21 protein-coding genes and 1 pseudogene are annotated in these 23,402 nt (G+C 34.2%); 14 read left to right on the forward strand and 8 right to left on the reverse strand.

All coding sequences use genetic code 11. The features are described 5' to 3' along the window. A pseudogene (locus QE431_RS00005) lies at positions 1-812 on the reverse strand (hypothetical protein); the annotation flags it as partial. Positions 813-1,044: 232 nt separating this feature from the next. Here QE431_RS00005 and pth point away from each other — a divergent pair. Continuing rightward, positions 1,045-1,671 (forward strand): aminoacyl-tRNA hydrolase, encoded by a 627-nt coding sequence (gene pth, locus QE431_RS00010; RefSeq protein ID WP_307291188.1) that lies wholly within the window; start codon positions 1,045-1,047, stop codon positions 1,669-1,671. 139 nt (positions 1,672-1,810) lie between these two features. Further along, positions 1,811-2,422, forward strand: a complete 612-nt coding sequence (locus tag QE431_RS00015; protein ID WP_307291190.1) for a superoxide dismutase — start codon at positions 1,811-1,813, stop codon at positions 2,420-2,422. 855 nt (positions 2,423-3,277) lie between these two features. On the opposite strand, the gene QE431_RS00020 is transcribed toward QE431_RS00015, so the two are convergent. The 5 genes from QE431_RS00020 to QE431_RS00040 all read right to left on the reverse strand — a co-directional run bounded on the left by QE431_RS00020 (position 3,278) and on the right by QE431_RS00040 (position 8,339). After that, entirely contained in the window at positions 3,278-5,176 is a 1,899-nt protein-coding gene (locus QE431_RS00020) for an amidophosphoribosyltransferase (RefSeq protein WP_057115573.1), read from the reverse strand. A gap of 79 nt (positions 5,177-5,255) precedes the next feature. Then, positions 5,256-6,179, reverse strand: a complete 924-nt coding sequence (locus QE431_RS00025; protein ID WP_035646428.1) for a PfkB family carbohydrate kinase — start codon at positions 6,177-6,179, stop codon at positions 5,256-5,258. A gap of 286 nt (positions 6,180-6,465) precedes the next feature. Beyond that, positions 6,466-7,368 carry a S9 family peptidase gene (locus QE431_RS00030; protein WP_307291198.1) on the reverse strand — a complete coding sequence of 301 codons (903 nt, stop codon included), beginning with the start codon at positions 7,366-7,368 and terminating at the stop codon, positions 6,466-6,468. Between the two features lie 73 nt (positions 7,369-7,441). Continuing rightward, complete coding sequence (locus QE431_RS00035; RefSeq protein ID WP_307291200.1) at positions 7,442-7,768, reverse strand: hypothetical protein; 327 nt, start codon at positions 7,766-7,768, stop codon at positions 7,442-7,444. Beyond that, positions 7,752-8,339, reverse strand: coding sequence for an RNA polymerase sigma factor (locus QE431_RS00040; protein WP_307291202.1), 588 nt, complete (start codon positions 8,337-8,339; stop codon positions 7,752-7,754). The genes QE431_RS00035 and QE431_RS00040 overlap by 17 nt, the downstream gene beginning before the upstream one ends. Before the next feature lie 275 nt (positions 8,340-8,614). Between QE431_RS00040 and QE431_RS00045 the strand changes: the two genes are divergently transcribed. After that, positions 8,615-8,959: a DUF6249 domain-containing protein gene (locus tag QE431_RS00045; RefSeq protein WP_373428820.1), complete on the forward strand. Its 345-nt coding sequence runs from the start codon at positions 8,615-8,617 to the stop codon at positions 8,957-8,959. Positions 8,960-9,017: 58 nt separating this feature from the next. Here QE431_RS00045 and rnhA read toward each other — a convergent pair whose 3' ends face one another. Together rnhA and purN are read right to left on the reverse strand one after the other, a co-directional pair. Next, positions 9,018-9,494 (reverse strand): ribonuclease HI, encoded by a 477-nt coding sequence (gene rnhA / locus QE431_RS00050; protein WP_134138893.1) that lies wholly within the window; start codon positions 9,492-9,494, stop codon positions 9,018-9,020. Positions 9,495-9,562: 68 nt separating this feature from the next. Further along, the gene (gene purN, locus QE431_RS00055; protein WP_057115577.1) at positions 9,563-10,141 is read right to left on the reverse strand and encodes a phosphoribosylglycinamide formyltransferase; all 579 of its coding nucleotides are present in this window, start codon (positions 10,139-10,141) and stop codon (positions 9,563-9,565) included. Positions 10,142-10,316: 175 nt separating this feature from the next. On the opposite strand from purN, the gene QE431_RS00060 reads away from it, so the two are divergent. The 11 genes from QE431_RS00060 (at position 10,317) to QE431_RS00110 (ending at position 23,402) form a co-directional block, all read left to right on the forward strand. Next, entirely contained in the window at positions 10,317-10,553 is a 237-nt protein-coding gene (locus QE431_RS00060; protein ID WP_007137004.1) for an acyl carrier protein, read from the forward strand. 237 nt (positions 10,554-10,790) lie between these two features. After that, complete coding sequence (fabF, locus tag QE431_RS00065) at positions 10,791-12,044, forward strand: beta-ketoacyl-ACP synthase II (RefSeq protein ID WP_057115578.1); 1,254 nt, start codon at positions 10,791-10,793, stop codon at positions 12,042-12,044. A gap of 9 nt (positions 12,045-12,053) precedes the next feature. After that, positions 12,054-12,794 carry a ribonuclease III gene (gene rnc, locus QE431_RS00070; RefSeq protein WP_057115579.1) on the forward strand — a complete coding sequence of 247 codons (741 nt, stop codon included), beginning with the start codon at positions 12,054-12,056 and terminating at the stop codon, positions 12,792-12,794. Positions 12,795-12,919: 125 nt separating this feature from the next. Further along, a complete protein-coding gene (locus tag QE431_RS00075) occupies positions 12,920-13,408 on the forward strand; it encodes an IPExxxVDY family protein (RefSeq protein WP_057115580.1) in 489 nt (162 codons plus the stop codon). Between the two features lie 5 nt (positions 13,409-13,413). Beyond that, complete coding sequence (gene pyk, locus QE431_RS00080) at positions 13,414-14,847, forward strand: pyruvate kinase (RefSeq protein ID WP_057115581.1); 1,434 nt, start codon at positions 13,414-13,416, stop codon at positions 14,845-14,847. A 466-nt stretch (positions 14,848-15,313) separates the two neighbouring features. Further along, on the forward strand, positions 15,314-16,954 hold the full coding sequence (locus QE431_RS00085) for an arylsulfatase (protein ID WP_057115582.1): 1,641 nt from the start codon (positions 15,314-15,316) through the stop codon (positions 16,952-16,954). Between the two features lie 66 nt (positions 16,955-17,020). Next, on the forward strand, positions 17,021-18,043 hold the full coding sequence (locus QE431_RS00090) for an HAD family phosphatase (protein ID WP_307291439.1): 1,023 nt from the start codon (positions 17,021-17,023) through the stop codon (positions 18,041-18,043). A gap of 102 nt (positions 18,044-18,145) precedes the next feature. Beyond that, entirely contained in the window at positions 18,146-18,976 is an 831-nt protein-coding gene (locus QE431_RS00095) for a hypothetical protein (protein WP_057115584.1), read from the forward strand. A gap of 45 nt (positions 18,977-19,021) precedes the next feature. Further along, on the forward strand, positions 19,022-20,371 hold the full coding sequence (locus QE431_RS00100; protein WP_307291441.1) for a DUF1214 domain-containing protein: 1,350 nt from the start codon (positions 19,022-19,024) through the stop codon (positions 20,369-20,371). A 29-nt stretch (positions 20,372-20,400) separates the two neighbouring features. Beyond that, on the forward strand, positions 20,401-21,891 hold the full coding sequence (locus tag QE431_RS00105; protein ID WP_307291444.1) for a DUF1254 domain-containing protein: 1,491 nt from the start codon (positions 20,401-20,403) through the stop codon (positions 21,889-21,891). 23 nt (positions 21,892-21,914) lie between these two features. Further along, positions 21,915-23,402: a DUF1254 domain-containing protein gene (locus QE431_RS00110; RefSeq protein ID WP_307291446.1), complete on the forward strand. Its 1,488-nt coding sequence runs from the start codon at positions 21,915-21,917 to the stop codon at positions 23,400-23,402.

Raw genomic sequence — 23,402 nt, forward strand, 5'->3', positions numbered from 1 at the left:
GTTGCTCCATCTGCTCCAGTTGCTCCAGTCGCACCAGTTGCACCATCTGCTCCAGTTGCACCAGTCGCTCCAGTTGCACCATCTGCTCCAGTTGCACCAGTCGCTCCCGTTGCTCCAGTCGCACCAGTTGCACCATCTGCTCCAGTCGCACCCGTAGCTCCAGTTGCACCCGTAGCTCCAGTTGCTCCAGTTGCACCAGTTGCTCCAGTTGCACCAGTTGCACCAGTTGCTCCAGTCGCACCAGTCGCACCAGTTGCACCAGTTGCACCAGTTGCTCCAGTCGCACCAGTTGCTCCAGTCGCACCAGTTGCACCCGTCGCACCAGTCAATCCTGTTGGACCAGTTGCTCCCGTCGCTCCATTATGACCATTAATAGGAGTCCAAGTACCATCTGAATTTTGTACATAAACTGTATTAGTTATTTTATCAGTATAAATATTAATATTTTTACCTGGATAACCTGGATCGCCTTTTTTACCTGGGATACCATTGCCTTCTGCTGTTCCTATACCGGTTCCTTCTCCAGAAACTGCAATTCTATACCATTTATCGACATACCAGTAATAATAGCCTGGAGTTATATCTGAAATTGTTTCAGTATTAAAAACCAGTAAACTATTAACATTTCCATTTTTAATTGTTGTGGCATCTGTAGATCCTGTTAAAGGAACTCGAGGAATTAAAATCCCTTTATCTGAAGCAACAACTTCTAGCTGTGTTGATGCATTTGGCTTCAGTGTTCCAATACCTACCTGAGAGTAGGCACCGTAACTGGCTAGCACAAAAAGCAAAGGAAGAAATTTGTTTTTCATAGCGTATTCTTTTAATTATCGGGGATTTAGATATTTAGTTTGACCCCTTTTTTGAATGTGCAAATTTCTTTTTATGTTCAACGAGATTTTACCCCAAGATGTTTTTTTTTTAATAGATTAAGGTTTTTTAAAAAATTATTTTGTATAGATTTATTTGGATTTTTAGATTTAATACTAGAGAAAATTATTATTGCAAAGGATTTAATTTCCCAATTAAGTTTATTTTTGCAACATGATAAAATGGATAATAAAACTGTTTTCATCAGCACCAAAAGAAGAGAACATAGATAATATGAAAAAATATTTAATCGTAGGATTAGGAAATATCGGAGCCGAATATGTAAACACCAGACATAATATCGGATTTAAAGTGCTTGATTTTTTAGCTAAAAAAGAAGGTCTATCATTTGAAACTGTAAAACTCGGTTCAATGGCAGAACATAAGTTTAAGGGAAGAACTTTTTTTCTTTTAAAACCAAACACTTATATGAACTTAAGTGGTAAAGCCGTAAAATATTGGATGGACAAAGAAAATATTCCATTAGAAAATATTCTTGTGATTACAGACGATCTAAATCTGTCTTTTGGAACCATTAGAATCAAACCAAAAGGAAGCGACGGCGGGCATAACGGACTTAAAAATATTAATTTAGTTCTTAATACACAGCAATACACTCGTTTTAGATTTGGTATAAGTGATCAATTTAAAAAAGGGCAGCAAATAGATTATGTTTTAGGAGAGTGGAATGAAGAAGAAGAGTCAAAATTACCAGAACGTTTAGAGACTTCGGCAGAAATTATCAAAACTTTTGGGACAGCAGGATTAGAAAATACCATGACTACTTTCAATGGAAAATAAAGATTTACAAGTGTTTATCTTCTAAAAAAGCAATTTATCGATTAATTAAATTGAATTATAACGAAATAGTATTTTCTATTCCAAAGTTAAATGTCTAAATTTGGGATAAATTATTATAAACCATAAAAATCCTAATATCATGGCTTTTGAATTACCACAATTACCTTATGCATATGACGCATTAGAACCACATATTGATGCTCGTACAATGGAAATCCACCATACTAAACATCACAATGCATATACGACAAATCTTAATGCGGCTATCGCTGGAACAGATTTAGAAGGAAAAACAATCGAGAATATCTTGATTAACTTAGATAAATCTAATGCGGCAGTTCGTAATAATGGTGGAGGTTTTTACAACCACAATTTATTCTGGACAGTAATGTCACCAAACGGAGGTGGATTACCAACAGGAGATTTATTGGAAGCAATTGAAGCTTCTTTTGGATCATTTGAAGAATTTAAAGCAAAATTTGCTAAAGCTGGTGCTACGCAATTCGGTTCAGGATGGGCTTGGTTAACAGTTCAAAAAGGAGGAAAATTAGAAGTTGTAGGTACTCCAAATCAAGATAATCCATTAATGCCAGAAGTTGCTGGAAACGGTGGAACTCCAATCTTAGGAATGGATGTTTGGGAACATGCTTACTACTTAAACTACCAAAACAGAAGACCAGATTATATTGAAGCTTTCTTTAGTGTAATTAACTGGACAGAAGTAGCTAGAAGATTTGCTTTAGACAAATAGTCATTTAAAGAAAATAGAATATAGAAAAAAGACGGATGATCGAAAGATTATCCGTCTTTTTTTGTCTATATTTTTTTATTTCTCTTTAGTCTATTTTCTGTAATCTATATTCTCATATTTTTTTTTCTCTTCTAAAAAAAAATAAAAAAGGTGGAATTTCTTCCACCCTTTTTGCCCCAAATCTACCATATACTTAACCTACTAATGTTATGGTGTAGTAAATATATAGAAGGTAGTTTTGTAAAAAAAACTTTTTAGATGAAAGGTAAGTAAATCCGATAAATGGAATGTAATTAATTGATTTTGTTAGATTTATTACAATAAAAAAGGTGGAATCTCTTCCACCTTTTTTGCCCCAAATCTACCATAAACTTAACCTACTAATGTTATGGTTTAGTAAATGTATGGAAGGTAATTTTGCAAAAAAAACTTTTTAGATAAAAGGTAAGTAAATCCGATAAATGGAATAATCTGTTGTGATGTAAATACTTAAGTGTATTAACGAATAAAAAATCGGATTTTAATAAGCTTTTTTTTGCCCCAATTTATTATAAACTAAATGTGCTAATGTCTTTGAATATATGTATGGAAAGTGTTCTCTGAAAAAACTTTGTAGTTAAAGGGAATAATTCGATCAAGATAAAGGTAATCTCTTGTTTTAGAAATATTTGAGTTTATTCCAATAAAAAAGGTGGAATTTCTTCCACCCTTTTTGCCCCAAATCTACCATAAACTTAACCTACTAATGTTATGGTCTCTCAAAAGTATTGTAGCTTTTCAATTTCACCAAACAAACAGGATGAACGGCAAAAAAAACCGATGAAATGCACTATTTAACCTTTTGTTAATACTTTTTTAATAAGCTCGAGCGTCTTTTCCTTCGTAAAAATTCATAAAGGCACGATTTACAACTCTATTTCCGCCAGGAGTTGGGTAGTCTCCAGTGAAGTACCAGTCACCTAAATTTTTAGGACAAGCTTTGTGAAGATCTTCTACAGTTTGGAAAATAATTTTCACTTCAGCATTGATTTCTGGAGAGCTTAACATTTCTGCAATTTTATCTGAAATCTCCTCATCTGTAAATTGATCGTAAATTTCTGTTACATAATTTACAACATCAGAATCTGAGAAATTTTCTTGTGCTTTACATTTAGTATAAACTTCATCTACAATATGGTATAAGTTTCTTTCTTTTAATAAAGCAAGTGCTGCTCTAAAGGCAACTAAACCTTCTAGTTTTGCCATATCAATTCCGTAACAATCTGGGTAACGAATTTGAGGTGCAGATGAAACAATAACAATACGTTTTGGTTTTAAGCGATCCATCATTTTAATGATGCTCATTTTTAATGTAGTACCACGAACAATACTGTCGTCGATAATAACTAAGTTATCTTCTGGTTTAATTACGCCATATGTAACATCGTAAACGTGAGCTACTAAATCATCACGGCTGCTGTCTTCTGTAATAAAGGTTCTAAGTTTAGCATCTTTAATAGCAACTTTCTCTGTACGTATTTTAACAGCTAAAAGCTCCTGAAGTGTTTCGGCAGTCAGTGTATTTCTGTTTTCTAAAATATAATTGTTTTTTCTCTGATTCAAGAAATCCTGTGCAGCTTCAACTAAACCATAAAATGAAGTTTCAGCAGTATTTGGAATATAAGAGAAAACAGTATTGTCTGTATCGCTGTCAATTGCTTTAAGAACTGCAGGTAAAATTAATTTTCCTAAGTTTTTACGTTCTTGATAAATTTCAGCATCACTTCCTCTAGAAAAATAAATTCTTTCAAATGAACAAGCTTTTTTAACGGTTGGTTCCAAGATTTGATTCATAGAAACTTTACCGCTTTTCTTAATGATTAAAGCATTTCCTGGTTCAATTTCCTGAACGCTTTCAAAAGGTACATTAAATACAGTTTGAATAACTGGTCTTTCAGAAGCTACAACAACTACTTCGTCGTCTTGGTAAAAATAAGCTGGACGAATTCCTGCTGGATCTCTAAAAACAAATGCATCACCATGACCTAATAAACCGGCCATTGCGTAACCTCCATCTAAATTTTTAGCTGAACGAGCTAATATTTTAGCAATATCCAAACGCTCAGCAATTACTGGAGAAGCTTCTCTTTTTGAGTAACCTTCTGTTTTACAGTCTTGATACAATTGCATTACTTCTTTGTCTAAGAAATGACCAATTTTTTCCATTACCGTAACAGTATCTGCCATTTCTTTTGGATGTTGTCCAAGTTCAACTAGATTTTCGAAAAGTTCTTTAACATTGGTCATGTTGAAGTTTCCAGCCAAAATCAAATTGCGGTGCATCCAATTGCTTTGACGTAAAAATGGATGAACGCTTTCGATGCTGTTTTTCCCAAAAGTTCCGTAACGAACGTGTCCTAAAAACAATTCGCCAACATAAGGAATCTGTGATTTTATTTTATTGATATCGTCACCAATTTCAGGCTGTGCTTTTAATTCTTCGCTGATTCGCTCATTTATTTGTTTAAAAACATCTTGTATCGGCTGTGCATGATTCGAACGAACTCTGCTGATGTAGCGTTGTCCAGGTTCTACATCCAATTTAATGCTTGCAAAACCAGCACCGTCTTGTCCACGGTTGTGCTGTTTTTCCATCATTAAATACATTTTCTGAATTCCGTAGAAAGCAGTTCCGTATTTTTCTTTATAATATTCAAGCGGTTTAAGAAGTCTAACTAAGGCTATACCACATTCGTGTTTTAAAGCGTCGCTCATTGTTTCTTGTATTTGTGTTGTTGTAAGTTGTGTGTATTAACGTAATAAAAAAGCCCCGGTTTATCGAGGCTTTTGCGCATTATATTTCTATGTCAAACTGAGTTAACGACTTAAATTGCTGTAATCGAATCGCTACTTCTGCTTTACTTAATGTTTCCATCCTTTCAGTTCCAAATTTCTCTACGCAGAACGAAGCTAAATTTGAACCGTAAATAATTGCATTTTTCATGTTGCCAAACGAAATGTTTTCGCTTTGCGCAATAAATCCTGAGAAACCACCTGCAAAAGTGTCTCCAGCTCCAGTTGGATCGAAAACTTCTTCTAATGGTAAAGCAGGCGCAAAGAATACTTCTCTATTGTGGAATAAAAGTGCTCCGTGTTCTCCTTTTTTGATCACCACATATTTTGGTCCCATATCTTGGATTTTGGCAGCCGCTTTTACTAATGAATATTCACCAGAAAGTTGTCTTGCTTCTTCGTCATTGATTGTAATAACATCTACACGTTTAATAACGTCTAATAATTCAGGAAGAGCGCAGTCCATCCAAAAGTTCATTGTGTCTAAAACAACTAATTTTGGTTTTTTCTCCATTTGATCTAAAACACTGCTTTGTACCAACGGATGTAAGTTTCCTAACATCACAACATCAGCATCTTTATAGTTTTGAGGAACTTTTGGCTGAAAATCAGCTAAAACGTTTAACTCAGTAACCAATGTATCTCTAGAGTTTAAATCGTTATGATACAATCCGCTCCAAAAAAACGTTTTACCGCCTTTTACAATTTCGATACCAGAGATATCAATATTTTTTGAAGTTAATAAATCTAAATGTTCTTGAGGAAAATCGTCGCCAACTACAGAAACTATGGCCGATTGCAAGTTAAAAAATGAAGCTGATAAACCAATATACGTTGCAGCACCACCTAATATTTTATCTGTTTTTCCGAAAGGAGTTTCGATCGCGTCGAAAGCAACTGTTCCAACAATCAATAATTTATTCATTTTATGAATTTCGAATTAGGGTGCAAAGATACTCTATAAGTTACAATATTGCAACGGTTTAGGTTCTCAAAATTTTCTTAAAAAAATAATATCGATTTCGGATGTAATTATATTGTAAATGAGTGAATTATATTTGATTTAATAGAGTGCTTAAAATATGATTTCCAGATTTAAATTGCAAGTTTTATTTTTGAAATATATCTAATTTTATCTGAGCTTTTAAAACAAGTAGTTTTTCTTTTTCAGATTAAAACGGGAATATTTTTTTGAGTACGATTGGCCTTATTTATTTTATGCTTTTAATCCATTTGATGGCATCTTTCATAGGTTCTTCAGAGTCTGAAAATGCGGTATTGTGACCCAAGTTTGGAAATAATTTATAGTCATAATGTTTTCCTTTAGATTTTAATACATCAAGATATTCGATTGATAGCTTTACCGGGACTTGAATATCTTTACCGCCAAAAATCCAGATTCCTGGAATCGATAATTTAGCTAGAATATCTTTGGGGTCTGTATCAATAAACTCATATTTATCAGGGTCATTGAATACATGTTTTCTTGCCTCTTCTTCCGAGTGTGTATTCCAGAAATTTTGATCTCCATTGGTGAAAAATTGAAATCTCAATTGTTCTTTAACCGTTATAAGAGCGCCGCTAAATATTGTCATAAATTTAACTTTGTTATTTTTCTCTGCGGTCAATGGAATTATCCATCCAGCTTGACTGCCTCCTATTAAACCTATTGGTATTTTATCATTTGATAAATATTTAGACAAACTATTTACGGCAGCACTGGCATCTAAAGACAAAAGATTTAGATTGGAGAAATCAACATTATTAGTTCCTACTTCAGGTCCGGCATATACACCGCCTGATTCTCCGACTCCGCGTTTGTCATACGTTAAAACTGCAATTCCATTATTAGCTAGAGTTGCAGCGAAGTTTATCATTCTTTTTTCTTGTCCAGATCCATGAATAATCACAACGGCTCCCTGTATATTTTTCGGTGTAAAAATAGTACCAGCGAGTGAAGTTCCTTCACTAACAAATTTTATTTCCTTAGTAGTAAAGTCTGGCTGGATTGCTGATGCATAACTAGTGACAAAAAACAACAACATTAAAAGAGAATATGTGCATGTTTTTTTTGCTCTTAAAATGTGTTTAAGAATTAACTTTTTATTTTTCATTTTTATAGTTGATATTTCTTGTCAAAATAATTCTTCAAAACTCCAATCTGAATCAAAATCATGAAAGGAACAATTAAAACAGCATACATGATATTTTTAGAGAAGTGAATTCCCGAAAAAGCAGTTGTAATTTTTTGTCTGTATATGCTTTTCCGATTTCCAGATTGTTTTCTGAAACTGAAAAGAAAGATAAATAAATTACCAACGCAACTATAGCAGTTCCAATGAAAATCCAAACGGGTTTAGAAATTAAAGGTTTGTATGCTTTAAGTTTTCTTTCTTCTAAAACCAGAACTTCACTCATTATTTTTGAAGTAAAATCTATTGATGGTGACTGCAGTTTGTCTTCAGCCATCATTTTATCAATAAGGTGTTCTATGTTTTTATCGCTCTCTTTCATAACATTCTATTATTTCTGGTTCTAACTGCTGTCTCAAAATTACGGCTAATTTTTGTCTGCTTCTAAATAATTTTACTTTCGCATTGTTTGCCGATATATTCATGATTTTTCCGATTTCTTCCAAATTCTGATCATCAAAATAAAATAAAGTCAAAAGGAAATTTTCGTCACTTGGTAATAAATTTAAACATTTTTGAATCGTCTGCTTTCGTTCTTTTTCTTCCAAAGCGCTCAAAGCATTGTCCATCGTTTTAATTAAATGGGAAGAAAAATCATCTATAGAAATATTTAAATCGTCTTTTTTACTTTTCTTCAATCTGTCGAGGCAGGTATTATAAGCAATTTTATAAATCCATGTTGAAAATTTAGAATCGCCTTTAAATTTAGAAAGAGAACTATAGATCTTGATGAAAGTATCTTGTGCAACTTCTTCTGCCTCCTCTCGGTTTTTAACCATTTTGAGTGCCAAAGTAAAGATCATATCTTTATAACGATCTACAAGAACGGCAAACGAATTGTTGTCGCCTTGCAGAACTTTGTCGATATAATGTTGATCATTTATTGTACTCATATTATATAGGACGACAGTTTGTATGTTTAGGTTACAAGAATTTTAAAAAATAAATTTCAATTTTTAAACTCCAAATTCCAATTGGCTTTCTGAACTTGGCCAAAGTTTAAAAACTTTGACCAAGTTTGTACCGTGAAAATACATTCAAAATTAACTGATTATCAGTGTATTTTGGGATTTGGGATTTAAAAATTAAAATTTTTCACTAAAACTTGTAACCTGAATTTGGAAAGCTTCGTCATATGGAGTATCAATCAATTAAAAACGTAAATATTATGGACAAAATTTTTATTCCAATCAGCTTTTTTTTAATGATCTTCGGGATCGTTTATTTAATTTATTCAACTAGAAACAGAGAACGTTTGGCGCTTATCGAGAAAGGTGTTGATGCCAGTATTTTTATGCAGGGAAAAGGAAGCGGAGTTCCAGCTTGGAAAATCTTCGTTGTAAATCTCGCATTCTTATTAATAGGAAGCGGAGTAGGGATCTTTATTGCCTTATTGATTACCACCTATACATCTTTGAATGATGGAGCAGTTTATCCTTCAATAATTTTCATAATGGCAGGTATCGGACTTTTAATTGGATTTAAAACAGCAAAAGACTTAGATAAAGAATAAGTAAAGTAAAAGTTTAAGTTAGTACAAAAAAACGCATCAAATATTTGATGCGTTTTTTTTATTCTTTAGATCCTATAGTTTCGTAGTAAACGTCTACAGAAAGTTTGGGCTGCATAGATGCCATAACGGCAAGTTCATCACAGCGTTCGTTTTGTGGATGATTGTTGTGGCCTTTTATCCATTTAAAATCGACCTGGTGTTTTCGGTAGGCAACTAAAAAGCGTTTCCATAAATCTGGGTTTTTTCTCCCGGCAAATTTCTTTTTTTCCCAGCCTAATACCCATTTCTTTTCAACAGAATCAACGACATATTTAGAATCAGAAATTACAAGAACTTTCATATTTGGCTTTTTCAGTTTTTCTAAACCAACAATTACAGCCAAAAGTTCCATTCTATTATTAGTAGTAAGCCGAAAACCTTCGTAAAATTCTTTTTTGTGAGGTGTTCCAACCAATTCCATGACTACGCCGTAACCTCCATTTCCAGGATTTCCTTTTGCTGCGCCATCTGTATAGATATGTACTTCGTGAGTCATTTATTTAGAGTGTAGATTTTAGATTTTAGATTGCAGATTTCTGCGACCTAAAAATTGGAATTTGGAATTTAAATTTTGGAATTTGAATCTTCCAGAATTTTATGGATAATTTCAGGAAAATGTGTTTGTTCCAGCTCATGAATCTTTTCTGCAACAGTTTCTGGCGTGTCTTCGTCTGTTAAGGATACATTTGCTTGAAAAATAATACCGCCCTCATCATAATTTTCATTTACATAATGAATAGAAATTCCAGTTTCTTTTTCTTTATTATTAACTATGGCCCTGTGGATGTGCATGCCGTACATACCTTTACCTCCATATTTAGGTAAAAGTGCCGGATGAATATTTATTATTTTGTTGGGATATTGTTCAATTATGTTTTCAGGAAATTTCAATAAAAAACCTGCAAGTACGATCAAATCTGGGTCGATTTTTTGTATTTTTTGTAATAAATTTCGTTCTAAAAGTTCGTTTTTTGAGAAGATTTCGACAGGAATTTGATGATTTTTTGCTCTGTCAATAACTTTTGCTGAAGCATTATTTGTAAAAACCGAAACCACCTTTGCAATTTCAATGTTCGAAAAATATTTTATAATGTTCTCTGCGTTAGTTCCTGATCCTGAGGCAAAAACGATAATTTTTTTCATAATAGAATTTATTTTGAGAATGCAAAAAACGGAATAAAAAACGAAAATAAATAGCTTTAAAAGACCTTTCTTGAAATTAATTTTATAAATTAGTGTCACATTTATAAACTAAATAGTTGTTTTAAAATAAAGTTTTTTATTTTTGCCAACAAATTAAATTCTAAAATTAAAGATTATGTCAGACATTGCATCAAGAGTAAAAGCGATTATCGTAGACAAATTAGGTGTTGACGAAAACGAAGTTGTAACAGAAGCAAGCTTCACTAATGATTTAGGAGCTGACTCATTAGACACTGTTGAGCTTATTATGGAATTCGAAAAAGAATTTGATATTCAAATTCCAGACGATCAAGCAGAAAACATTGCTACTGTTGGTCAAGCTATTTCTTATATCGAGGAAGCTAAAAAATAATAATACCACACCCGAATTTTAAAAATTCCAGATTTGAATATTTAAATTCCAAAAATTGGAGTTTGTTTTTAAAAAATTGAAATTTTTAAAAGTCGGGTGTTATTATTTTTTTAAATTTAAATTTCGATTGATTTTCAATCAAAAAGATATATTTATATTGTAATTCCCATGGCTCTTAAGTAACAATAAGTTAAGAAAGCGTGGGTTTTATTTGTTTAAAGTACAAAATACATATTTATGGCATTAAGGCGAGTTGTTGTAACAGGATTAGGTGCACTTACTCCTATCGGGAATAATATCCAGGATTATTGGAATGCACTTGTGAATGGGGTTAGCGGAGCGGCTCCTATAACATATTATGATACAGAAAAGCATAAAACGAAATTTGCCTGCGAAGTAAAAAACTTCAACATTGAAGATTACATGGATCGTAAGGAATCTCGTAGATTAGATAAATTTGCGCAATATGCAATTGCTGCCAGTGATGAAGCTATTAAAGATGCTGGAATTACTAATGATAATGTAAACAAACAAAGAGTTGGTGTTATCTGGGGAGCAGGAATTGGAGGTTTAGAAACTTTCCAAGACGAAGTTATGTATTATGCTAAAGGCGATGGAACTCCAAAGTTCAATCCGTTTTTTATCCCTAAAATGATTGCCGATATCGCTCCTGCGCATATTTCTATGCGTAATGGTTATATGGGACCAAATTATACTACGGTTTCTGCATGCGCATCTTCTGCAAATGCATTAATCGACGCTTTCAACTACATTCGTTTAGGAATGTGCGATGTTATTGTTTCTGGAGGTTCTGAAGCTGCAGTTACAATTGCAGGTATGGGAGGATTTAGTTCAATGCACGCTTTATCTACAAGAAATGAAAGCCCGGAAACGGCTTCAAGACCTTTTGATGCAACCAGAGATGGTTTCGTTTTAGGAGAAGGAGCAGGAGCTTTGGTTCTTGAAGATTACGAACATGCTAAAGCCAGAGGTGCTAAAATTTATTGTGAAATTGGCGGTGGCGGAATGTCGTCTGATGCTTATCACTTAACTGCACCACATCCAGAAGGAATTGGAGTAATTGCCGTAATGGAAAATACTTTGAGAGATGCTGGAATGAACCCAGAAGATGTAGATCACATTAATACTCACGGAACTTCTACTCCATTAGGAGACGTTGCTGAGTTAAAAGCGATCAGTAAAGTTTTTGGAGAACATGCTAAAAACATCAACATCAACTCAACAAAATCAATGACAGGACATTTACTTGGTGCTGCTGGAGCTATTGAAGCAATTGCTTCTATCTTAGCAATGCAACACGGAATTGTTCCTCCAACGATTAACCATACTGTTGTTGACGAAAATATTGATCCATCATTGAATCTTACTTTAAACAAACCTCAAAAACGTGAGGTAAATGTTGCTATGAGTAACACATTTGGTTTTGGTGGACACAATGCTTGTGTATTGTTTAAAAAACTAGTTGACTAATTTCTGTATATGAATATTATCAAAAAAATATTTTCTAAATCCCGTTCTCTAGAAGACGGGATTTTTTTTGACACTATTCAGAAAATTCTTGGTTTTCAGCCTTCTAGCATCGATTTTTATAAGAGAGCTTTTACGCATCGCTCTTCTAATAAACTGGATCCAAATGGGCATCCTATTAATTACGAACGCTTGGAATTTTTAGGAGATGCGATGTTAAGTGCCGTAATTGCTGCACATTTATTTAATAAAGCCCCAAATGGAGATGAAGGTTATTTAACCAAAATGCGCTCAAAAATTGTGAGCCGCGAACATTTGAATGAATTAGGTAAAGATTTAAATTTAGTACAGTTTGTAGAAAGTAAAGTGCCTATTCAGCACTTTGGTGAAAACATCCATGGTAATATTTTTGAATCTCTTATTGGTGCAATTTATTTAGATAAAGGCTATTCTTTTTGTGAAAAATTCATACAGAAAAGAGTAGTAACTCCTTATGTCGATATTGCTCGACTAGAAGGAAAAGTTATAAGTTATAAAAGTCTTGTTATTGAATGGTGTCAAAAAGAAAAAAGAGTTTTTCATTATGATATTTTTGAAGATAACGGTATAGACGGACAGCGTTTATTTGGTGTTAAACTTAGTATTGACGACAAAGTAGTTGCGAGAGCGAGAGCAACTTCAAAAAAGAAAGCCGAAGAGAAAGCATCTCAAAGAGCTTACTTTGCGTTTCAAGAAAAAATTGACAAGAAATAGCTGCAAAAATGTTGTAAGTATCACAATGCTACAACGTTTTCGTTTATAATTTAACAAAACAACCATGTTATAACCGTTGAAGCTCCGTTTAGAAATAGTATATTTACAACTTGATTTTTCAAGACATGGCTATTCATAGATTGGATTTAGACGAATTTGACGAAATTGATTATTATTTAATGGCAATTCATACTTCATTAGAAGATTATCGATTAGCCTATTTTATAAATAAAATCCTTCCGATAAACTTAAGTAAGAGCAAAAACGAGATCCATGCTCAGACTAAGGAAGGAGAAGCAAATTTTTCGAGATTCTATTATTATGATTCTGAAAAAGCTGTTTCCTGGAATTTAATTCAGAATAAAAATGAAATCATTTCTGTGAGTACGAATGATTTTCAGAATTTGTTTTCTAATGAAACAAGTGAGGTTTCGACAACAATTCATTTACTTCCTGAATTTAAAAAAGTCGATTTTTTCCTGAAAATAGACAATAGCGAAGAGGCGCTTAATTTTTCAGAAATTCAACAAAAACTAAATACCATAGAAAGTATTGCAGCTATTTATGCTGTAGATACAGATAAAATAAAATCAAAAAACAATCTAATTTTTTAAAAAAAATGTTAACAAACAAGAAAACCAAAATTGTTGCTACACTTGGCCCGGCTTGTAGTACAAGAGAGATCATCAAAGATATGATCGATGCAGGGGTTAATGTGTTTAGAATCAATTTTTCGCATGCAGATTACGAAGGAGTAAAAGAAAAGATTAATATTATTAGAAGCCTTAACGATGAGTTTGGTTACACTACAGCAATCTTAGGAGATTTGCAAGGACCAAAACTTAGAGTAGGTGTAATGGAAGAAGGTACTGTAGTACATGATGGTGATGAAATCACTTTTACAACTGCAGAAGATATTATTGGAACATCGAAAAAAGCCTTCATGAAATATCAAAATTTTCCAAATGATGTTAACGTTGGAGAGCGTATCTTGCTTGACGATGGTAAACTTATTTTCGAAATTGTTTCTACAGATAAAAAAAGTGAAGTTGTTGCTAGAGTTATCCAAGGTGGAGAATTAAAATCTAAAAAAGGAGTTAATCTTCCAAACACAAAGATTTCTTTACCAGCTTTAACTGAAAAAGATATTGCCGATGCAATTTTTGCAATTGAGCAAAGAGTGGACTGGATTGCGCTTTCGTTTGTAAAAACACCACGCGATTTACAAGACTTACAAGAATTAATCGCAAAGCATTCTGACGTTAAAATTCCAATTATTGCTAAAATTGAAATGCCGGAAGCTCTTGAGAACATGGATAAAATTGTAGCGTATTGCGACGGTTTAATGGTTGCTCGTGGAGATTTAGGTGTTGAACTTCCTGCTCACGAAGTACCATTGGTTCAAAAAGATTTGATCCGCAGAGCAAAAACAGCTAGAATTCCTGTTATTGTTGCAACTCAAATGATGGAGACAATGATTACAAGTTTAACTCCAACAAGAGCAGAAGTTAATGACGTTGCTAACTCAGTAATGGACGGAGCAGATGCTGTAATGTTATCTGGAGAAACTGCTACAGGAAATTATCCAGTACAAGTAATTCAAAAAATGGCACAAATTTGTGAGGCTGTGGAGAATTCACCACTAATCCAAGTTCCACAAAATACTCCGCAAATTAAAACAAAACGTTTTGTTACTAAAACAGTTTGCCACCAAGCAGCTTTATTAGCAAATGAAATCGAAGCTAAAGCAATATGTACTTTAACAAACAGCGGTTATACAGCTTTCCAAATTTCAGCTTGGAGACCAGCTTCTGCTCATATTTTAGTATTTACTTCAAACAGAAGAATCTTAACACAATTGAATTTATTATGGGGAGTTAAATCTTTCTACTATGATAATGAAGAGAGTACAGATGATACTGTAACAGATGTAAATCAAATTGCAGTTGAAAAAGGTTATGCACAAAAAGGAGATTATTTAATTAATCTTGCTGCAATGCCAATCAAAGAAAAAGGAATGGTTAACACTATGAGAGTTTCTGAAATAGAGTAAATTATTCTATACATATATTTTAAAAGCCGCTTGATTCAAGCGGCTTTTTTTGTTTTAAATCTTTTACTTACACATTTTTCACCTCTGGCTACAAATATTTCTGTCTAATAGAATTATTAATAGTCATTTTTACTATATGTAAAAAAAGCGTTTTCTTCTATTTTTCATTTATCATTTTTATAAAAATGATGCTTTTTGTTGCAAATTCCTCATTTATGTTGTTTCATTTTATAAAATGAAACAAGCTCACGCTAAATAAATACAATTATTCGCTCATTTATTAGCTAATTTTGAGAAGCTTAAAAAAAAGTTAAAAAAATATCTCAAGTTTCTGGAATAAATCTTCCAAGCCATATCAAAAAAATATACTCCATTAATAAGTTTTTGAAAGCAGCATTTTACCCATTTTTCTTTCGGATTTACAAACTCATATAAATAACAAGATCATTAACGAATTTTTTTTATCATGAAACAGAGTAAACTTAAAAATGCCATAATGCTTTTTGCATTTGTGTGCTTCACGATTCTTCAGGTGAAAGCTCAAGACAATAAAAAACCAAATATTCTGATTCTTTGGGGAGATGATATTGGAACATCTAATATTAGTGCTTATAGTGACGGATTGATGGGGTATACAACGCCTAATATTGACCGTATAGCTAATGAAGGAATTCGATTTCTTCACTATTATGGAGAACAAAGTTGTACAGCAGGTCGTGCGGCTTTTATTACGGGACAACATGGAATACGGTCTGGATTGACTAAGGTTGGTATTCCAGGTGCTCCAATGGGAATGAATCAACTAGATCCTTCTATTGCTGTTGCATTAAAACAGCTTGGTTATGCAACAGGGCAATTTGGAAAAAATCACTTAGGAGATCGTAATGAAAGTCTTCCAACTGTTAATGGTTTTGATGAGTTTTTAGGAAACCTATATCACTTAAATGCAGAAGAAGAACCAGAATTGCCTGATTATCCGAAAGATCCAAAATTTCTTTCAGGATTTGGACCAAGAGGAGTTTTAAAATGTTTTGCTTCAGATAAAGATGATCCCACAGTTGATCCTCGTTTTGGTAAAGTTGGAAAACAAAGAATAGAAGACACTGGACCTCTTACTAAAAAAAGAATGGAAACTATCGATGAAGAAACAGTTGCTGCTACCATCGATTTTATGAAAAGACAAAAAGATGCCGGTAAACCATTTTTTATTTGGTGGAATGCTACGCGTATGCACTTACGTACTCACGTTAAAGCAGAACATAGAGGTAAATTTAAATATGGGGATAGTGAGTATATTGATGGTATGATTGAGCACGACGGTCAAGTTGGACAAATACTTGATGCTCTGAAAGAAATGGGATTAGAAGAAAACACTATCGTTGTATATTCTACAGATAATGGACCGCATAGTAATACTTGGCCTGATGGTGGTACAACTGCATTTCGTTCAGAAAAAAACACCAATTGGGAGGGTGCATTTAGAGTTCCTTGTGTTGTGCGCTGGCCAGGCGTAATCAAGCCAGGCCAGGTAACAAACGAATTAATGAGCCATAACGACTGGTTTCCCACTCTTGTTTCTGCTGCAGGTGAGCCAGACATTGTAAACAAAATGCAAAAAGGCTACACAGCAAATGGCAAAAATTACAAAGTTCATTTAGATGGATATGATCAAACGCCATTTTTACGTGGTACAACAGAAAAAAGCGCCAGAAATGAATTCTATTATTCTGATGATGATGGATTATTGGTTGCTGTTAGAATTGGCCCATGGAAATCTGTGATGGCTGAGCAGCGTATGCAGGGAACATTGGGTTTATGGGCTGAACCATTTACAGAATTACGTTTGCAGAAGATTTACAATCTGTATATGGATCCTTATGAAAAATCCGATATAACTTCAAATACTTTCTGGGATTATCAAATGAATCACGTATTCTTAGGATACTATGTAATATCTGAGGTAGCTAAATTTGCGCAAGGCCTTAGAGATTGGCCTCCACGTTCTGTACCTCCAAGTTTTAATCCGATAAATTTTGTTCGTGATGCAGTACATGATGCTGAGGTAAAGGAAAAAGCAGCAAAAGCAGCAGCTTCTAAGAAAAAATAGAAATATCATAAGTAGAGCTTGAATCTATCCAATGTTTCAAGCTCTATCAATTTAAAAATCAATATCATGATGTATAAGAAAATATATATATTGCCCTTATTTCTATTGTTGTTGGTTTCTTGCAAAAAAGCTGATACAGTTTCAACAACGACTTCTACTGCTTCTGACACTACAAAAATTGCCAAAAGTTCTGATCCGCTGCCAAGCTGGAACGACACACCGTTGAAGAAAGAAATTATCGATTATGTTACCAAAGTAACCAAAGAAGGAAGTGCCGATTTTATTCCTGTAGAAAACAGAATTGCCACTTTTGATAACGACGGAACGCTATGGGCTGAAAAACCTTATGTTCAAGAACTATTTGCTTTTTACCGTGTAAAAAAAATGGTGGAAGCCAATCCTTCTTTAGCACAAAAACAGCCATTTAAAGCCGTTGTAGAAAAAGACAAATCTTTTTTTGAAAAAGGAGGAGACAAAGCACTTATCGAATTAGTTGCTGCAACCCATACCGGTATGACCGAAGATGAGTTTGAAGCTTCTACCAAAGAATTCTTCACCGGAGCTAAATATCCAGGCAAAAACGTTTCTCTAAAGCAAATTAGATACCAGCCTCAGTTAGAACTGCTAAATTATCTCCGTGCAAACGGTTTTAAAACTTTTATCGTAACGGGAGGAACGATAGAATTAGTCCGTGCTATTTCACAAGATTTTTATGGAATTCCAAAAGAACAAGTAGTTGGAACTTCTTTTAAATACAAATTTGATGATGCAAAGAATAGTATTGTTAGAGAACCTGCTTTAAATCAATTTAATGATAAAGAAGGAAAACCAGTTGGTATACAATTGCATATTGGTCAAAGACCTGTTTTTGCCTGCGGAAACGAAGGCGGCGCTGGTGATCTTGCCATGCTTAGATATTCTCAAGGAAGTAAATATCCTTCATTCCAAATGATTGTAAATCACAATGATTCTATCAGGGAATATAACTATCAGGAAAAAGATAATTTATCACTAAATACGGCTGCTAAATATAAGTATCACGTAATAAGTATGAAAGACGACTGGAAAAAGATATTTCCAGACCAATAATTTGAATTAGTGAAAAGTAAAATGAAACAACTTTTAAAGGTTGAAAGTTGTTTCATTTGATTTTCTGAGAATGATTACGAAATCCTTTTAAAGTCTCTGATTATGAAATATGTATTAGCAAATAATAGCATCAAATTATTCTCTACGGCGGTATTTTTTCTTTTAAATTTCGCTGCATTCGCACAAGAAGAACCTGCAAAACCAGGCTCAAGTGCTCAAGAATTAGCAGATAAATTAGCCAATCCGGTTGCTAGTTTAATTAGCGTTCCATTACAAAACAATCTTAGTTATGGTATTGGACCATTTAACGGATCAAAATATACTATAAATATACAACCCGTAATTCCTTTTAAATTAAGTGATAATTTAAACTTAATTACGCGTTACATTCTTCCAGTTGTTGATCAACGCGATATAACTGGTGAAAACACGCACGAATTTGGATTAAGTGATGCAACTGTAACAGCCTTTTTCGCACCTAAAACGAAAGGACTTATTTTCGGAATTGGACCAGCGTTTTTAGTACCAACTGCAACAGAGAAATTCTTAGGAACAGAAAAATTTGGTGTTGGACCAAGTGTTTTGGTAATGCATCAAGGCAAAGGACTTTCGGTTGGTTTTATAGCCAATCAAATATGGTCTGTTGCGGGCAATGAAGACCGTGCTGATTTTAATAGTTTTTATACACAAATCTTTCTTTCACACAGTTACAAAAGTGGAGCGAGTTTAGGCGTAAATGCTGAAATCACTCAAAACTGGGAAGCCAATACAACCTTAATTTCCTTAAATCCATCCATTGGAGCCGTTACTAAATTAGGAGATCAAGTCGTTCAGTTTGCTGTTATGCCTCTGATACCAATTGTAGGGCCTCATGAAATTAAACCCGATTGGGGATTAAGAGCTGTTGTCGCTTTTGTATTTCCAGGCTCTTAAAAGGCTTCTTCATTTAAGATCATTCCTCATTTAAAAAGTTATTCCATGAAAAAAGTACTTCTAATTTTAGTTGCAGCAATTCTGTTTGTCAGCTGCAAAAAAGAAACATCAACTTCAGAAAAATCAACTTCTAATGTAGAAGCAACAAATGCAGTTCCTTCAGATCAGGATATTGTAGATGCTTATACTTATTTATATGCAAGATATTTAGTACTGCAACAAGAAAATTATGATATCAATGTCGAGAAAATAGGATACAATAAAATCAAATACAATCCGCTTGGGTCGGCTCAATTTGTGAATCCAAATTTAGATGTCGCTTATTTAGAAGCTTGGATTGCTGTAGATAAAGATCATGCAGTTATTTTAAATGTTCCTAAAATTGAAGGACGTTATTATACCGCACAATTATTAGACGGCTGGGCCAATGTAATTGTCAATATCAATAACCGTAACTTTCCTAAAACTCCTTATGGGAAATTTGCTTTGGTTTTAAAAGGATCAAATCCAACCATTCCTGCAGATGCTGTAAAAATAGAACTGCCGGCAGAAAAAGCAAAAATTCTGGCTCGTGTAGAATTAAAAGGAACTCCAGATATTGCACAAAAACTGCAAAAACAATTTACGCTGACAGTTCCTGAAGGAATTAAAATTGCGCCTCCAGTTGCTATTCCAGATTTTACACCCAAAAAACCAATTGGCGGTGAAATATTTGACAAAGTCGAAGAAGTCCTAAATTCTTATCCTGACGTAATGCCAAAAGGAAAAGAGTATCAGGCCAAAGCAATCTCAATTGGAGAATATCGCAAAAAAGATGACAAAGCCAAAGCCCGTATCGATGAAATTGTTGAAACAAAAGCAATTCCAGGATTTTTAGCTGGAGCAAAAGGCTTTGGAACTCAAAAAGGAGGCTGGTCAGTATCATACGCGACAGGTAATTTTGGTGATGATATTTTGGCACGTGATATTATTAATTATGGAGGTTTATGGGCTAATAAAATTGATGAAGCCATTTATTTCATTGGATTAATTGACAGCAATAAACAGCCATTAAGCGGAGATAAAGTTTATGAAATCAGATTTCCAAAAGATGGACTTCCAGACAAAGTGGTTAATGCATTTTGGTCAGCAACGGTTTACAGCGTACCTGATTATCGAGTAGTACCTAATAAATTAAAACGCTATAACCTTAATAATGTTTCGGGTTTAAAGAAAAATCCTGATGGTTCTTTAAGCATTTGGTTAGCTTCTTCATTGCCAAAAGATGCAATCGAAAGCAACTGGCTGCCAACTCCTGCAGGAAAAGGTTTTTCTATCAACTTTAGAACGTATGTTCCTAAGAAAGAAGTTCAGGATGGTAAATGGTTTCCTGCTCCTATTGAAGAGAAAAAATAGCACTTTTTAATACTCAAAAAACAAAAGTTATGAAAAACAAAAGCCTTATAATCCTTGTAGTTTCTATGCTGATTTTAGCTGTTGGATGTGAAAAAAAGACAGTAATAAATGAAACGTCACCATCTGACACAACAACAGTTGTGGCTTCTGAGTTTGGAACTCCAGTAAAAATGGATGGCGAACTGCCTTCAAAAGAATCGATTCCGGTTTTGTTTGATGAAATGGATTTTCAGCAGGCAACCCAGTGTTATTTATGGGGATTGCCAATTGTGGCTTTCGCCGAATGGCAGCAAATTCATTACAAAACATTTAATGCTACAAGTAATGACCTTGTTTTTTATAATACTTATAATGACCGTTTAGGAATTCTAACAGGAAATGCTACAACGCCTTATATTATGTCATTTATTGACCTTGCTGCAAACGGACCAACGGTTATTGAAATGCCCGCAGGACACACAGCAGGCGGGCTTGGAGATTTTTGGCAGCGTGAGCAAGCCGTAATTGGTGAAATGGGACCGGATAAAGGGAAAGGGGGAAAATACATTTTAGTGCCGCCAACGATGAAAGATTTCAAACCAGCAGGATATTTTATAGTGCCGTGTACGACAGTAAATATGTTTTTCGGATTCAGAGCATTAGATCCAGATCCAAAAGCGACTGAAACATTAGTAAAACAAGTAAAAATTTATCCATACGCACAACGCGCCAATCCAACACCTACAAAAGTGGTAAGTCCGCCGGCAGGAAAAAAATGGTACGGAATTCAGCCAACGGGAATCGCTTATTGGGAACGCCTTCATGCTATTTTACAAAACGAACCAGTTGAAGAACGCGATCGTTTTTTCATGGCTTGGCTTAGAAATCTCGGAATCGAAAAAGGAAAACCTTTTACGCCAGACGAACGTCAGAAGAAAATTTTAATTGCCGCTGCTGCAAAAGGACAACAAATGGCCATGGCAAATTCTTTCAACAAAAGATTCAAAGATGTGAAACACTGGCCGGATAAAAAATGGGATTATGTAATGATCATCAAAGATCCCTCGCAGCATGCTGATAATTACGACGAATTCTTCGAAAGAACTTCTTATTTCTATGAAGCCGTTACATATTCAAAAGCTATGATTACCAAAATTCCAAATGTCGGTCAGGCGTATTTAGGCTCTTATTACGACAGTGAAGGGAACTGGTTAGACGGCGGTAAAAATTACACGCTGAAAGTTCCGGCAAATCCACCTGCAGTCAATTTCTGGTCGATTACGATTTATGATACAGCAACACGATGTTTGATTGATAATCCGCAGAGAAATGCTGATTTATCTTCCCGTAAGGATCTGATAAAAAATGCCGATGGCTCTGTTGATTTATATTTTGGACCAAAAGCTCCAGCAGGAAAAGAGAAAAACTGGGTGCAGACTTTACCGGGAAAACACTGGTTTACTTATATGCGTTTTTATGGACCTACAGAAGCTTATTTCGATAAGAGTTGGAAAATGGATGACATTAAAGAAATAAAGTAATTTTTATAATAAAAAAATTAAAAATGAAAAAAACGTATCTATTATTACTTACAGTTTCATTACTATTTATAAACTGTAAAAAAGAAACTACAATTAAAGAAACAGAAGGGGATAATGTAACTGTCGCAGATTCTTCAGCAGTTAAAAAAAATATCCCTGCCGGTCCAGTCGCAAATACTATTTTGACAGATGAATATGTAAAACATGTTGGGGCAATTGCTTATTTATGGGGATGGCCAATGGTTAATATCCATAACAGAAAAGTAACTTTTGAGAAACTTCCTCAGCCAATGTACAAAGGCGGAATTGTTCCTTTAAGTCCTCCAAACCAATTGTGTATGCTTACGGATTACATTAAACCAGGAGAAAGAGAAGTGGCATGTCCTAATCAGGATGTGGTTTATGGATTTGGAATTACTGATTTTACAAAAGATGCAATTGTAGTTCAGGTTCCTGATTTTGGAGATCGTTTTTGGGTCTACCAAATCTGCAACCAGCGAATAGACGGATACGCCCCAATAGGAAAAATGTACGGGACAAAACCTGGTTTTTATCTGCTGACTGGTCCAAAATGGAAGGGAAAAGTGCCAGATGGAATTTCGGGAGTTTATAAATGTGATACAGATTTAGGAGTTGTAATTCCTCGTGTTTTTCAATCAGATGATCCAGCAGATAAAAAAGCGATTCAACCCGTTCTGACCAAAATAATGATATACACTTTAAGTCAGTTCGACGGAAAAATGAAAACAAAAGAATGGGCTAAAACACCAATTCTTCCAGCAGATCCAAAAACCGGAAACGAAGAAACTAAATGGGTAAAACCTGAGGTATTTTTTGATGAGCTGCCTGCTATTTTACAAGAAGTTCCTGCGTTGCCAGGAGAAGAAGCCATTTATGGACAAATTCAATCTGTTTTAGCCGCCGCTACAAAAGATCCAAAGATCAAAAATCTGCTCAAACAAACTGCCATCGAAGCAGATCAAAAGCTGATTCAGCCTTTATTTCAGTTTTCGAATGTGGGTTATCCAGTAAAAGATTATTGGACAACGCAATCAAATGGAGCGCAATTTGGTTTAGATTATCTAACCAGAACGTCTTGTGCCAAAGCAAATATTTTCGTGAATAAACCTTTTGAAACAAAATATTTCTATCAAGACCGAGATGTTTCAGGTGTACGATTAAGCGGAAAGAATAATTATACGGTAACTTTTGCAAAAGGTGAAGTGCCTCCTGTAAAAGGTTTTTGGTCACTTACATTGTATAATGAATACCATTTCTTCTCTCCAAATTCTGTTGATCGATTTTCTCTGGGAACTAAGAATAAAGGCTTGAAATACAATGCCGATGGATCACTGACTTTATATGTTCAAAATGCACCGCCATCTGCTGACAAAATGAGCAATTGGCTGCCAGCACCAAAAGAAGTTTTTTCACTTTACATAAGATGTTACTGGCCAGAAGAAAAAGTACTGAAAGATATTTGGACGCCGCCAGCTGTAATTAAAGTGTAA

The sequence above is a fragment of the Flavobacterium sp. SORGH_AS_0622 genome (genome assembly GCF_030818825.1).
Taxonomy (GTDB): Bacteria; Bacteroidota; Bacteroidia; order Flavobacteriales; family Flavobacteriaceae; genus Flavobacterium.

Bases quoted from the DNA above. Each gene is read 5' to 3' on its own strand.
- QE431_RS00085 (WP_057115582.1), top strand. From the start codon at position 15,314: ATGAAACAGAGTAAACTTAAAAATGCCATAATGCTTTTTGCATTTGTG.
- QE431_RS00090 (WP_307291439.1), top strand. From the start codon at position 17,021: ATGATGTATAAGAAAATATATATATTGCCCTTATTTCTATTGTTGTTG.
- QE431_RS00105 (WP_307291444.1), top strand. From the start codon at position 20,401: ATGAAAAACAAAAGCCTTATAATCCTTGTAGTTTCTATGCTGATTTTA.
- QE431_RS00040 (WP_307291202.1), bottom strand. From the start codon at position 8,339: ATGAGTACAATAAATGATCAACATTATATCGACAAAGTTCTGCAAGGC.
- QE431_RS00060 (WP_007137004.1), top strand. From the start codon at position 10,317: ATGTCAGACATTGCATCAAGAGTAAAAGCGATTATCGTAGACAAATTA.
- pyk (WP_057115581.1), top strand. From the start codon at position 13,414: ATGTTAACAAACAAGAAAACCAAAATTGTTGCTACACTTGGCCCGGCT.
- QE431_RS00035 (WP_307291200.1), bottom strand. From the start codon at position 7,768: ATGAAAGAGAGCGATAAAAACATAGAACACCTTATTGATAAAATGATG.
- rnc (WP_057115579.1), top strand. From the start codon at position 12,054: ATGAATATTATCAAAAAAATATTTTCTAAATCCCGTTCTCTAGAAGAC.
- pth (WP_307291188.1), top strand. From the start codon at position 1,045: ATGATAAAATGGATAATAAAACTGTTTTCATCAGCACCAAAAGAAGAG.
- fabF (WP_057115578.1), top strand. From the start codon at position 10,791: ATGGCATTAAGGCGAGTTGTTGTAACAGGATTAGGTGCACTTACTCCT.
- QE431_RS00095 (WP_057115584.1), top strand. From the start codon at position 18,146: ATGAAATATGTATTAGCAAATAATAGCATCAAATTATTCTCTACGGCG.
- QE431_RS00100 (WP_307291441.1), top strand. From the start codon at position 19,022: ATGAAAAAAGTACTTCTAATTTTAGTTGCAGCAATTCTGTTTGTCAGC.
- QE431_RS00045 (WP_373428820.1), top strand. From the start codon at position 8,615: ATGGACAAAATTTTTATTCCAATCAGCTTTTTTTTAATGATCTTCGGG.
- QE431_RS00110 (WP_307291446.1), top strand. From the start codon at position 21,915: ATGAAAAAAACGTATCTATTATTACTTACAGTTTCATTACTATTTATA.
- QE431_RS00025 (WP_035646428.1), bottom strand. From the start codon at position 6,179: ATGAATAAATTATTGATTGTTGGAACAGTTGCTTTCGACGCGATCGAA.
- QE431_RS00075 (WP_057115580.1), top strand. From the start codon at position 12,920: ATGGCTATTCATAGATTGGATTTAGACGAATTTGACGAAATTGATTAT.
- rnhA (WP_134138893.1), bottom strand. From the start codon at position 9,494: ATGACTCACGAAGTACATATCTATACAGATGGCGCAGCAAAAGGAAAT.
- QE431_RS00015 (WP_307291190.1), top strand. From the start codon at position 1,811: ATGGCTTTTGAATTACCACAATTACCTTATGCATATGACGCATTAGAA.
- QE431_RS00020 (WP_057115573.1), bottom strand. From the start codon at position 5,176: ATGAGCGACGCTTTAAAACACGAATGTGGTATAGCCTTAGTTAGACTT.
- purN (WP_057115577.1), bottom strand. From the start codon at position 10,141: ATGAAAAAAATTATCGTTTTTGCCTCAGGATCAGGAACTAACGCAGAG.
- QE431_RS00030 (WP_307291198.1), bottom strand. From the start codon at position 7,368: ATGAAAAATAAAAAGTTAATTCTTAAACACATTTTAAGAGCAAAAAAA.